General features: G+C 65.6%; 14 protein-coding genes. 7 read left to right on the top strand and 7 right to left on the bottom strand.

What is annotated here, in order from left to right; translation table 11 throughout:
- Positions 1-597, top strand: a 597-nt coding sequence (locus tag LK535_RS16365) for an SDR family oxidoreductase (protein WP_227772997.1), incomplete at its 5' end; no start/stop codon positions are given.
- Positions 594-1,463, top strand: a complete 870-nt coding sequence (rfbA, locus tag LK535_RS16360) for a glucose-1-phosphate thymidylyltransferase RfbA (RefSeq protein WP_227772996.1) — start codon at positions 594-596, stop codon at positions 1,461-1,463. The genes LK535_RS16365 and rfbA, both read left to right, overlap by 4 nt.
- 351 nt (positions 1,464-1,814) lie before the next feature.
- Here rfbA and LK535_RS16855 read toward each other — a convergent pair whose 3' ends face one another.
- From LK535_RS16855 to parA, 3 genes are read right to left on the bottom strand one after another with little or no spacing between them, the layout of a single operon-like run.
- On the bottom strand, positions 1,815-1,949 hold the full coding sequence (locus tag LK535_RS16855; RefSeq protein WP_265334295.1) for a hypothetical protein: 135 nt from the start codon (positions 1,947-1,949) through the stop codon (positions 1,815-1,817).
- Positions 1,950-2,005: 56 nt separating this feature from the next.
- Positions 2,006-2,314 carry a ribbon-helix-helix domain-containing protein gene (locus tag LK535_RS16355; RefSeq protein WP_125946482.1) on the bottom strand — a complete coding sequence of 103 codons (309 nt, stop codon included), beginning with the start codon at positions 2,312-2,314 and terminating at the stop codon, positions 2,006-2,008.
- Positions 2,314-2,964, bottom strand: a complete 651-nt coding sequence (gene parA / locus LK535_RS16350) for a ParA family partition ATPase (RefSeq protein ID WP_125946483.1) — start codon at positions 2,962-2,964, stop codon at positions 2,314-2,316. The genes LK535_RS16355 and parA overlap by 1 nt, the downstream gene beginning before the upstream one ends.
- Positions 2,965-3,469: 505 nt before the next feature.
- Between parA and LK535_RS16345 the strand changes: the two genes are divergently transcribed.
- Positions 3,470-3,793 carry a hypothetical protein gene (locus LK535_RS16345; protein WP_227772995.1) on the top strand — a complete coding sequence of 108 codons (324 nt, stop codon included), beginning with the start codon at positions 3,470-3,472 and terminating at the stop codon, positions 3,791-3,793.
- Between the two features lie 420 nt (positions 3,794-4,213).
- On the opposite strand, the gene LK535_RS16340 is transcribed toward LK535_RS16345, so the two are convergent.
- Positions 4,214-4,588, bottom strand: coding sequence for an RcnB family protein (locus LK535_RS16340; protein WP_227772994.1), 375 nt, complete (start codon positions 4,586-4,588; stop codon positions 4,214-4,216).
- Between the two features lie 263 nt (positions 4,589-4,851).
- On the opposite strand from LK535_RS16340, the gene LK535_RS16335 reads away from it, so the two are divergent.
- On the top strand, positions 4,852-5,709 hold the full coding sequence (locus LK535_RS16335; RefSeq protein WP_227772993.1) for an acyl-CoA thioesterase: 858 nt from the start codon (positions 4,852-4,854) through the stop codon (positions 5,707-5,709).
- A gap of 210 nt (positions 5,710-5,919) precedes the next feature.
- On the opposite strand, the gene LK535_RS16330 is transcribed toward LK535_RS16335, so the two are convergent.
- Positions 5,920-6,828 carry a helix-turn-helix domain-containing protein gene (locus LK535_RS16330; RefSeq protein WP_227772992.1) on the bottom strand — a complete coding sequence of 303 codons (909 nt, stop codon included), beginning with the start codon at positions 6,826-6,828 and terminating at the stop codon, positions 5,920-5,922.
- A 463-nt stretch (positions 6,829-7,291) separates the two neighbouring features.
- On the bottom strand, positions 7,292-8,311 hold the full coding sequence (locus LK535_RS16325) for a replication initiator protein A (protein WP_227772991.1): 1,020 nt from the start codon (positions 8,309-8,311) through the stop codon (positions 7,292-7,294).
- A gap of 288 nt (positions 8,312-8,599) precedes the next feature.
- On the opposite strand from LK535_RS16325, the gene LK535_RS16320 reads away from it, so the two are divergent.
- The 3 genes from LK535_RS16320 to LK535_RS16310 all read left to right on the top strand — a co-directional run bounded on the left by LK535_RS16320 (position 8,600) and on the right by LK535_RS16310 (position 10,707).
- Positions 8,600-8,785 carry a hypothetical protein gene (locus LK535_RS16320; RefSeq protein WP_227772990.1) on the top strand — a complete coding sequence of 62 codons (186 nt, stop codon included), beginning with the start codon at positions 8,600-8,602 and terminating at the stop codon, positions 8,783-8,785.
- A gap of 69 nt (positions 8,786-8,854) precedes the next feature.
- A complete protein-coding gene (locus LK535_RS16315; protein ID WP_227772989.1) occupies positions 8,855-9,607 on the top strand; it encodes a hypothetical protein in 753 nt (250 codons plus the stop codon).
- Positions 9,608-9,657: 50 nt separating this feature from the next.
- Positions 9,658-10,707 carry a hypothetical protein gene (locus LK535_RS16310; protein ID WP_227772988.1) on the top strand — a complete coding sequence of 350 codons (1,050 nt, stop codon included), beginning with the start codon at positions 9,658-9,660 and terminating at the stop codon, positions 10,705-10,707.
- 59 nt (positions 10,708-10,766) lie between these two features.
- On the opposite strand, the gene LK535_RS16305 is transcribed toward LK535_RS16310, so the two are convergent.
- The gene (locus LK535_RS16305; protein WP_227772987.1) at positions 10,767-11,765 is read right to left on the bottom strand and encodes a tyrosine-type recombinase/integrase; all 999 of its coding nucleotides are present in this window, start codon (positions 11,763-11,765) and stop codon (positions 10,767-10,769) included.
- Positions 11,766-11,850 lie beyond the last annotated feature (85 nt).

The raw sequence follows: 11,850 nt of genomic DNA, 5'->3' as shown, positions 1-11,850 counted from the left end.
GTGCAGGTGTCGACTGATTACGTCTTTGCCGGCGACAAACAGGGCGCGTGGGAGGTCGACGATCCCGTCGCGCCATTGGGTGTCTACGGCGCGTCGAAGCTGGGTGGCGAGTTGGCGGTGCGCACGAGCGGTGCGCGTCACGTCATCGTGCGCACGGCCTGGGTCGTCTCGGCGCATGGCAACAATTTCGTGAAGACGATGCTTCGCGTCGGCGCCGAGCGCGACACGCTGACGGTGGTCGAGGACCAGCATGGCACGCCGACCAGCGCGGCGGATCTGGCCAAGGCGCTGGCGACGATCACCGTCCGGCTGGTCGAAGACGAGGCCGCGCCGACCGGGACGTTCCACTTCTCCAATGCCGGGCCGACCACCTGGGCGGGCTTCGCGCGCGAGATCTTCGCGCAGAGCGCGGCCCGCGGCGGGGCATCGGCCGCGGTGAAGGGCATTCCCACCAGCGACTATCCGACGCCCGCCAGGCGCCCGGCCAATTCGCTGCTCAGCCATGCTGCGATCGGTGCGGCTTACGGCACCCAGCCGCGTCCGTGGCAGGACGCATTGAGCGACATCCTCGACGAACTGATCGGAGCCAAGAAGTGAAGGGCATCATTCTCGCGGGCGGCTCGGGCACGCGGCTTCACCCGGCGACGCTGGCGGTGAACAAGCAGCTGCTCCCGGTCTATGACAAGCCGATGATCTATTACCCGCTGTCGGTCCTGATGCTGGCCGGCATCCGCGACGTGCTGATCATCTCCAGCCCGGAATATCTCGACAATTACAAGCGCTTGTTCGCCGATGGCTCTGCCTTCGGCCTCCAGATGTCCTATGCCGAACAGCCCAGCCCTGACGGCTTGGCGCAGGCCTTCACGATCGGCGCGGATTTCATCGGTGATGACAATGTCGCGCTGGTGCTGGGCGACAACATCTTCTTCGGCGCGCACCTCAGCGACCTGCTGGCGAGCGCAGTCAACCGCACGCACGGCGCGACGGTGTTCAGCTACCGCGTCGAGGATCCGGAGCGCTATGGCGTGGTCGAGCTGGCCGAGGACGGCCGTGCGCTCAGCCTCGAGGAAAAGCCCGCGCAGCCGAAGTCGAACTGCGCGGTGACCGGCTTGTATTTCTACGACAATCGCGTCGTCGAATACGCCCGCAACCTGAAGCCTTCCGCGCGCGGCGAGCTGGAAATCACTGACCTCAACCGCCTCTACATGGAGGCTGGCGACCTCTTCGTCGAGCAGATGGGCCGCGGCTATGCCTGGCTCGATACCGGCACGCACGACAGCCTGCTCGAAGCATCGGAATTCGTCCGCACGCTCCAGCACCGCCAGGGCATCCAGATCGCGTGTCTGGAGGAAATCGCTTACCTCCAGGGCTGGATCAGCAAGGACGAAGCCCGCGCAGCCGGCGAGAAGTTCAAGAAGACCAATTACGGCCGGGCGATCCTGAATGCCGTCGAGGGCCACTGATCGCTGAAGCCGGCCTTATCAGCGACTTAGGGCGCGAGGCCCCTGCCCTCGCGCCGTCTACTTCATGGATCGGCCGGCTCCAGGCATATGCAACTTCGCGCTTCCGCGGTCGTTGAATAGAGGAGTGGCCAGTAAGTCGACGACAAGCTTGCGGCGCTTGATGTTGGCGTGTTTTTTTTCAGGATGGGAGACAGCGCCTGGGGGTCGACAGGAGACGACCCAATGTACGGCACTTCACGCAGGCCACCTCTCTACGGCCTCATCATCGCGTTGCCGCCATCACTGGCGTTATGGGCAGCGATACTCATTCTTCTGCTTGACTAAAAGCTACCCGCAGCCGCGCCTTGTTTATCAATGACCGTAGCGCTTGATGCCCTGGCGGCGCAGTTTCTGGCGACGACGCTTTTCCCAGGACCAGGCGCCTAATGGCAAGCCGATAACCACCACCAGGATGATAAGCCCGTAGGCGATAACTTCGCGGTCCATTACTCAATCATACCTTTCACCATCCACGCCACCATTGTTTCATGGTTCATTGTGGATCACTCTCCAATCGGGCTTTCCCCGTACTTGCGTAAGACATCGTTGAACGCTTCTGCCATCAACGCCTGCAAACTGCGGTCCTGACGCCGGGCGAGCATGTGCATGGCAAAGCTCATCTCCGGGGTGAAGAAACCGGCGATCTGCTTGCGGCCGACCCGGCTTTCCGGGCGTGGTGTGGCGGGCGCTTTTGGCCTGTCTTCGGCCTCGTCCGATACAGCTGCGGCCTGTTGCCGGGGAAGATCGGCCAGCGGCGTTTTGGGCGCCGGGGCGGCGGTGCGCAGATTGGCGAAGCTCGGCTTGCGGCTCATCAGACGGCCTTTCGAAAACGCGGTGCCGGCATGTCTAACTGTCGACATGTCCATTTGTATAGATCGCGGATCTCGGCCGCGGCGCGGCCCTCGGGTTCCAACTCGGTCACGGTGCGCCCTTCGGCACTGGCATGGCGATAAGCGGCGCGATCGGGGAGGATCACGGGGGCTGGCGGGGTGCCGTAGCTGTCGACCAGCTCGCCCGCCTCGGCATAGACGCGGGCTGCGTTCGGAGGCCCGGCGGTGAAGACGACGAAGGCGGGCTTGCGCAGCAGTTGCACGAGCTTCGCCGTGGTCTGGATCGCGGCGAGGTCGAAGGCGCTCGGGCGGCACGGGATCAGCACGAGATCGGCGACCTCCACCGCGGCGCGCGCGGCGCTGTCGGCATGGGGCGGCGTATCGATGACGATGAGCTCGGCCCCCTGCCCTTCCGCCGCGGCGACCTTGGCGGCGAGCCGCGGCGGGGGGCTGTCGATCACTTCGGGCGGCTGATCCTGGCGCCAGGCCGCCCATTGGCTGGCGGTGGCCTGCGGATCGGTATCGATAATGAGCGCAACGCGCCCCGCCTCCTGCGCGATCGCGGCGAGGTGAAGCGCCAGCGTCGTCTTCCCCGCCCCGCCCTTCTGGCTGATGATCGCGATTGTCGGCATGGCGACGTTGCTACATGTCGACATGATGGCTTGTCGAGAAGCATTTTGGCCGGTGCCAGCGGTTTGGCCGCATCCCGTGGCGGGGAAGGCCGTGACGACCGTGCGATGCGAACCCGGTTGTTCATCCCCTCCCCTGGGCGCGCGCGTGGGGCGGCGGTTCGGGAGCGGGCAAGGCGCATGGTCTGGCGGGATGTCGGGTGTCGGGTGTCGGGTGTCGGGTGTCGGGTGTCGGGTGTCGGGTGTCGGGCAGGGACTATCCTGCCCGTCGATGTGTCGACAGATCGACAAGTAGATGGTGGGGTCTGCCGTGGTCAGCCTCGGGAAGGTCCTGGTCGCCAGACGCCTGTCCCCCTGACCTGATCCGGGCGTCGCTTCTTTTGCACGCTGACGCACAGTCAGCATGCTACCGAACTGTTCGCTATCCCGCTGTCCCGCCCAGAAGCGGACCGGCAGGAAGCGCCCAATTGCGGACTCTATCAGCTTGCCACATACCTGATAAATGAGATTGAAAGTCTTCGAAGCCGGGACTCTTATCGCTGAGGCAGACGTCTTTGCTGTTGATCCGCCAATGGGGGTTGTAATGGCAAAACTTTTTGCGACCGATGCATATCATCAAAGCCGCCATGCTAGCGTGATAGATGCAGAGTTTGTTGGCGATAGAGGTGATATCATACAGCTCGAAACGCAGGATGGAGTTGCGATCAGGAGTGAAGGAGTGTCGATCCTGGACTTTCCAACGCTAGATGACCGCGAGATACATATTCTTGGTATTTACGAGCCGAGCGTTGATGAGATCATCAAAGACCATCCCAACTTAACGGATTTATAAAGCGAAAGCTGGCGTCCGCGTTCCTCTCAATCGCAGATATTTCTGCGCTAGGGATTGGTCGCTAAAAGCGGACATGAGGCATAGTGGGCAAACTCAAGCTCGCTGGTTTTCTCTTAGATACAGTCGCTTGACGATGATTTCCGGAGATATCCGCGTCGTGGCGCGCCGGGTAGCGGTTTTCTGACGAGGTGCCGCCCGCCCTGTCGACAGTCCGACATGTCAACCGATGAAGTGAGATCGAGAGGGAGGCGGGGAGGCTTTTTGGCAGCCCTCGCCTGTTCGTCGTCACGCCGGTTTGCGGCGCTGCTTCCGGCGCGTCGCGGATGACCGGAAGAGGCGTCACCCCGGCGTGGCGGCCGGGATGACGCGTGGGGGCTGGTCCCGGATGACGGAGCGTTCCTCCGCCACCCGGGTGGGGGCTCAGCGGATCAGGCTGGCGAAGACCGCGGCGACGATGCCGCTGGTGATGCCGACCAGCACCGCGTCATTGCCCGACTGGACGTAGTGATAGCCGCGCGGCGGGGCCTTGAGGCCGCGATACTGGCGATAGTCGATCTGGCGGTAGTTGCGGGCCTGGCGGCTGTCGAACCGCTCGCCCTTGCGCCAGTTGCTGCGATACTGGACCGCCGGGGCGCGATAACGCGTGTTCTGCTTCACCACGACCGGGCCGTGCCCGCGCTGCTGCACCACCGTGTGCGCCGAATTGTGGGCCGGGCCGCGATAGGGCTGCGCCGCGGCGAGCGTGGGCGTGGCGACCATCGTGGTGGCGAGGGCTGCGATCAGAAAGCGGTTCATGCTCAAACTCCTTCGTGCCGATGGTGATCGGCGTTGAAGGCAAGATGGGGGTCAGCTGTCGCCGGCATGTGTCGGGCCGCCACCCAAATGGTCGCAAACTGTGCCAGCGCCCGGACGGCCTGCGCCGGAGCAGGGGGCGACAAAAAGGCCTTGCGACACGTCGATGTGTCGACATCTCGACCTGTCGGCTGGTCGGCGCGTTCCGGTGCTTGGCGATCCGGCGGATCTCACTCATGAAGTGGCGACAACAAAGGGGGGGATGCATGGCCGGGTTGATGGCAGCGACGGCGCTGGCGCCGAGCGGGGACGGGTATCGCGCGATGCTTGATCCGGCGTGGGACATCTGGGGCCCGGCGGGCGGCTATATCGCGGCGATCGCGTTGCGTGCGGTGCGGGAACGCGCGGCGGAGGACCATCGGCCGGCGTCGCTCATGGGCCAGTTCGTGCGGGTGGCGAAGCCGGGCGCGATCGACGTCGCGGTCGAGGCGGTGAAGGAGGGGGGCTCCGCGCTGTACCTGGTGACGCTGGCGCAGGAAGGGCGGCCGGTGTTCCTGGCGCAGATCTGGACAACGATGCGCAGCGAAGCCTCGCTGCCGGTGACGCCGGTGATGCCCGACGTGCCGGCACCGGAGGCGCTGCGCGGTCAGGACGAGCTGCTGGCCGAACGCGGCATCGCGTGGAACCGCTTCTGGGGCAATCTGGAAGGGCGACCGGTGCATTTCCGGCTGGCGCAGGATCCGCCGGCGCCGGTGCCGAGCCAGCGGCGCTGGCTGCGCTTTCGCGACTGGGCGGGGGAGGGGACGCCGAGCGAGACAGCGGGCGACCAGGCGGCAGGCGACCCGTTCCTCGATGCGATGCGTACCGCGCTGCTGATCGATCTGGGCATCTGGCCGGGGCATTGGCACCGGCTTCAGGAAAACGCCGACTATCTGGCGCCATCGCTCGACCTCACCGTCTATTTCCATGGCAGCGGGCCGGCCGGGGACTGGCTGCTGAGCGATGCGGACAGCGATGTGTCGGGCAACGGGCTGATCAGCGGACGCGTGCGGATCTGGAGCCGCGACGGGCGCGCGCTGGCGACGGGCAGCGGGCATTGCCTGGTGACGCGGCCGCGGGGGTAGGGCCGCCCCAGACCGATTTGAACCGGTCTGCATCGATCTTCCGACACGTCGACATGCCGACAGACCGACGCATCGACACTGACCGTTGAGCGCTGGCCGGCGAGGGGCCACGCCGGAAACCGCTTGGTCCCCCTAGGGAGCATTGCGTCGGCGTAAGCCGGCGCTTCCGGCCTTGCCGATCGAGTTTTGAATTGTGGGTCAGGGGTGGGTTCAGCGTGTCTGGCCGTCAGGCCCGACGTGTCGGCCGACCAGGCCGACGCCGCTTTTCCTTGAACAGATAGAATCCAGTAGCGGTTGAGGCTGGTTTTGAGACTCGCAGCTGGTGACCGTTTCGCGGCGATCGATGTGGGCGCCGAGCTTGGCGAGGACGCGGCCGAGCGATCCGCCGACCAGTGTCTGGGCGAGCTCGCGGCAGGAGAGGCTGTCGTGCATCGCGGCGACCTCCGCGGCGCGTTCGGCCGTGCGCTGCTCGACGTCGACGGGAAGCGGGGCAGGGGAGAGCCAGCGCGGCAGGTGCGGGAGCAGGCGTGCGGGCAGCAGCGGGCGATAGGCGTTGGAGGTCTGGGCGTAGCGCGGGGCGTCGCCTGACCCATCTCCTTCCGCGCGCGCGACACGCTTGAAACGGCGCTGGCGGACGAGGAAGCCGGCGAGCTCGAGCGCGCGCAGCGCCCGGGCCACGGTCGCGCGGCCGAGCGCGGTCGCCTCGGCCAGCCGGTCATAGCTGGGGAAGACGCGGCCCCGGTTCAGGCGGGCGAGGGTGCAGATCTCCTCATAAACGCGCACCGCGCCGGCGGTGAGGCCGGCGAGCGCGGCTTCGGCGGGGGAGAGGATGCGGCCCTCCATGCGAACCGCGCGCTTCAGCCGGCGCCCGGCATCAAGCGCGGCGCGCGCCAGGCGCAGCAGGCGATCGGGCTCGCCCTTGGCGGGGACGGCGAAGAAATGCTCCTCGAAGGTGCCCGCCTCGATACTGTCGCGGCGGATCGGCGCGCCGGTCGGGTGCGGCGCCCCGCTGCGTGCCGGCGGGCGCACGCGCAGGGCCGCCATGCCGGGCGCGCGACCAGGCGGCGGGACGCGGCCAAGCGCCAGCGCCGTCGCTTCCCCCAGGGTAAACGCCGTCATCTTCCTTCCCCCTCAAGGGGCCGGGACACAGACAAAAAGAGGGCGTGGCGCGAAACGCGCATCCTTGAACCGGGGAGGGTTCCGGGGTATCTGGAGGGAGCAGTTGGTTTTGCTCCGGGTCGACGTTTGGCGACGTCGCTCCATCAAACTCCTGGGATGCCCGGCCTTCGTGCCGGGCTTTCCTTTATGAGGTCACGGCCACCTGCTTGCTTCGCGCCGGCCCCATGCCGGCGTTCCGCGATATTCTCGCAGGTTAATTCCATCATCGGAAGACGTTACAGTTCGTGCTTTCGAGTATGAAATGCTGAAAAAGTTCGTGCTTTCGAGTATCTATTGGCACGCGCATTCGTGCTTTCGAGTATGAATTACGGCAATACTTCGTGCTTTCGAGTATCAATTAATGCGGGTCCTTGCCGTGTCAGTGCGCCGATTCGAACACTGATTCGCGTTGCAGGGCGGAACGTCAGGCCACCTCGTCCGCGGCCTGATCGGAAAGCGCGGCCTGATCACCAGATGCGCCCTGATCGACAGATGGTGGCGCCCGGCGCGTGATGACGACGCTGACTGGCGCCGCCTTGCGCCCGCGCCCGCCGGTGTTCTCGGCCGGCGCCTCGCCCTCGACCAGCGCGAGATCATAGTCGGGGATCGTATCGGTTCCCGCGATCTGCTTCAGCGCAGCGCGGAAATTGGCGAGCGGGTTCTGATAGCCGATCTGCAGCCGAAAGGTGGCGAGATCGATCTCCAGCCGCTCGCCATCCAGCGTATCGGGGCCCGTGGCGCGCGCGACTTCGTAGATGCGCCGCTCGATCGGTCCGAGCTGGAAATAGGCCGCAGCATAATCGAGCACCTGACGATCGCGCAGGATCGCGCGGTACAGCCAGTCGCACAGCCGGACCTTCACGGCCTTCAGCCGCTTTTCGCCAGTGCGCGTCTTGGAATAGTGCAGCCGCGCTTCGGACAGCCACGAGAAGAAGCCTTCCTCGCCTTCGCCGCCAGCCTCGATATTGGTCTTGATCTGCGTGCCCTGCAGCCGCTCGAGCGCCTCGGACAGCCGCTGGTAGGAGCGCGCCGAATGGTTCGACCCGGTGACCGAGAACAGATCGTGCGCGGTGAAGACGAAATCCTGCTCGACCTGCTCGCCCGCCTCGAGCTTCGCCGCCATCAGGCTAGCGATATAAAGCACGATTTCCTTGTCGTAGATCGTTGCGACGCCATTGGCGGACGGGCGCACCTCGATCGAGACCGGGCCGTGATGATAGGTCAGCGGCTTCATCCACGCGCTTTTCGCCAGCGCGAAAAAGGGAAAGGCCATCAGCGAACGTTCGCCGCGGATCTCGCCGGTCAGCGGGCTGTCGAGCTGGAACAGATCGCGCTGCGACCCGTCGCGACGGCGAGCAGGGGCCTTGGCGGCAGCTTTGACGGGGGACTTGGCCGAGGAGGGGGCGGGCGGCTTCGCGGCCTTGCCGGCGGGCTTGGTAGGCATGTTGGATTTCCTACTCGAAAGCACGAACTTTGGGGAGGAAAAGCCGCGCGCCCGTGGGAAGGAGCGATGAAGCGCTGTTGGATTCGTGCTTTCGAGTAGGAAATGGACAACAGCAGTTCGGCACCGCAAAGGCGGCTCGCCGGGTCGATATGTCGACATGTCGGCAGGCCTGGTCGTTCCCGTCCGCATTTCACCGCAAGCGCTGGTCAGCTCGCGGGATTACTACCGAATTGGCAGGAACATTCTGGACGATCGCCTGTTACGGCCTCCCGTCGCGGGGAGGTGTACATGCGTATCAATACTGAGTTCGATCCGGTCTTCGATGGGCAAGACCGGCGCACCGGCGATCAGCCGCGCGCCGAGCACGCCCCGCACGCCAGGCATCGGGCGTTCGTGTTCGACGGCTGGTCCTATCAGCCGATGGCCGAACCGCAGCCAGCTGAAACTGTCCTGCCGGCGAAGCCAGCCCACTAGGGATCATCCGGCGTAGACCGCCCCGGCGTATCGCTTGCTTTTTAGCAGGCACTGCGCCTTCACAGGGTGATGCATCAATTCGAGACCCTGACCTATCTTGACGTCCAGAAGACCGGGTCCTCGTTCGTTAGCCAGTTCCTATCGAAGCACATGCGTGAACGCGATGCCGGACTGCGCAAACATGCCCCTGTTGCCAATCGGCAGGCAGGGATGTTCTACCTGGTCTCGGTTCGGGATCCCCTGCAGCAATATATCTCACTGTTCCGTTACGGCGCTGGCGGCCATGGTTCGCTGCGGGCGTTCATCGATGCCCAAGGTCAGGGAGCGTTATACGACAGCGTGCCGCACGGCCCGGTCGCGGCGCTGGAACGCTGGCTCGATTTTGTTCTTCGCCCTCGCCATGCCGCGATCTTGGGCGAAGGATATCATCTGTCCTGCCCCGACCTGATCGGGTTTCAGACCTTTCGGTTCCTGATGCTGGCGCTGCCGGATGCCCGTGCGCGGCTGGCAACGGCGGAACGCCGGCTCGACGTGCGACGCCTGTATCGCGCCGAGGGCCTGCCCGATGCGGTGATCCGCACGGAGCATCTGCGCGAAGATCTGGACGCTCTCATTGATGGGCCGCTTGCGCCCAGGCTGCACGATGCGACCGCCGCCCGCCACGACCTGCGCGACATCGCGCCCGTCAATGTCAGCCGCATTGCACCGGAGTTGCGCAATACGGCGATCAGCCCCGAACTGGCGGCGCGGGTGCGCGCCCGCGAGTGGCTGCTGTACGAGCAATTCTACGCCGATCCCGCCCGATCCGCCGATAATGCTTGATGCGGGCGCGAGGCACCGGAAGATACCGCGCATCATGTTGCGTCACTTCCATGGATGATCCCGGGCCCGCGCCGGGGGTGCGCCGGCGAACGGCGATCCTGCACATCGGCATGGAAAAGACCGGCACCACAACGCTGCAACAGGCGCTGGCCCGATCGAGCGATGCGCTGAGGCAGGGCGGCTTTCGCTATCCGCTGCTTGGCGCGGGAAACGCGCATGCCGCGCTGGTCGCGCGGGCCAAGACGCGCGGGGACGAGGCGGATCTGCCGGCGCTTGCCGGCCGGCGGGCCGATGAAAGCCGCGCCGCCTTCGATGCCCGGATCGACGCGGAACTGGCCCGCGAGGTCGCCGCCCATCCCGATGCCACGTTCATTCTTTCGTCCGAACATGCCTCGTCACGGCTGAACCACCCGCCCTGCCTTCGCCAGCTGAAGGCTGTACTGGACCGGCATTTCGACGACATCCGCATCTGCGTCTATCTGCGCCGCTGGGATCGCATGGCGCTCAGCGCTTATTCCACCTTCGTCCAGAACGGCCTGGCCAGTCTGGCGCCGTTCCAGCATTTCCGGGGCACCTCCTACCTCGATTATGCCGGCATGCTGGCGCGCTGGGCGGCGGTGTTCGGGCAGGAGCGGATGCAGGTCGCGATCTTTGAACGCGGCGAGCTTGCCGGCGGCTCGATCGTGCCCGATTTCGCGGCGCGCTTCGGCCTGCCCATGCTCGACGAGCGGCGGGACGCGAATGCGTCGCTCGATTTCGACGATCTGCGCGCGCTGGCGCTGATCAACCGCTTGCTGGAAGAACGAAACCTGCCGAATGCGTCGGCCATCCGGGCGCATATCATCGCCGGCCTTCGCAAGAGCAGCGGACCGATCCCGATCGCGCCGGACAAGGCACGGCAGTTCAACGGATATTATGCCGATCAGGCCGAGACGATCCGCGCGCTGTATTTCCCCGAACGCCCCTCGCTCTTCGACGATGATTATAGCGGATATCAGGTGTCCGACGGGCCCCCGGTGAACTGGCAGACGGCTGCCGGAAAGCTGGCCGAGGCATTGGATGGTGTGCTTGGCGGATCGCCGAGCCTGGATCCGAACTGATCATCACGCCCATATGACGTACGAATGTCGAAACGGCGACATGTCGACACACCGACACGTCAGATCATGACGCGCTCCACTTCGTCGAGCGTCACGTCGTCCGAACGGCGGTCATAAAGCTGCGTCGTGCGGGTGGAGGCGTGGTTGGCCATTGCCGCGGCGCGTTCCAGCGTACCCCCGTTCTTCAGATACGCGGTGATCCCGGTTGCGCGGAAGGAATGGTTGCCGATCGCCGTATCGATCCCCGCAGCGGCCGCGCGCCGGCGCACCATCTGATAGGCGCTGGCCTGGGGCAGGGGGGTCTGGCTAAGCTGCCCGGTGCCGCGCCCGATGGTGCGGAACAGCGCCCCCTTGCGATCCCCCGCCAGCCCGCACCCATCGATATAGGCGTGGAGATAGTCTTCGAGATTATGGTGGCAGGGCATTTCGTGCCGCTTGCCGCCCTTCTCATGCAGCCGCACCCACAGGCGCCGGTTCTGCACAAAGACGTCGTCCACGCGCATGGCCAGCGCCGCGCCGATCCGCGCAAAGGAATAGACCATGAGGCCGATCAGCGCGCGGTCGCGAAGCCCGATGGGGGTGGACACGTCGATCGCGTCGATCAGCTGGCGCGCCTCGGCAGGATCGAGCACCGGCGTCTTGCCGCGCCGCACGCTATACGCCGGGCCACGCACCGACACGGCCGGGTTCTGCGGCACGACCTGCGCGCGCACCAGCCAGTCGAACAGATGGCGGATCCCGGCGAGCCGCTGCTTCACCGTCGGCACCGAGACATGTTGGCCGAGCTCCTCGATCCAGGCAGCGACATGCAGCGGCTGGATCTGGGGAAGGGCGGTGACCCCGCGCTCCGCGCACCAGCCGAGGAAATCGGCCACGCCGCGGGCATAGGCGCGGCGGGTGTGCGGATTGTGGATCGTGGCGGCGAAAAACTCAAGGAAGTGGCGCTGCGCCTCCGGCCCCGTCGCCACCACGATCGGCGGGAGCGCCAGGCCCGGGAGAAGCGAGGGGGCGGGGGAGCGCGCGCCAAGGGACGCGGCGGAAGAAAGGCTCGCGAGCATGATACCGATCCTAGCAGCGCGGAACGGCACGTGAATCCCCCAGAGTGCTGACGGGGCAATTAACCCTTGCGCTTCGGGGTGGTGA

This window comes from Sphingomonas sp. IC4-52 (assembly GCF_020707225.1).
Lineage (GTDB): Bacteria > Pseudomonadota > Alphaproteobacteria > Sphingomonadales > Sphingomonadaceae > Sphingomonas.
The sequence above is the reverse complement of the archived record's forward strand: the minus strand, read 5'-3'. Positions and strand labels throughout refer to the sequence as shown.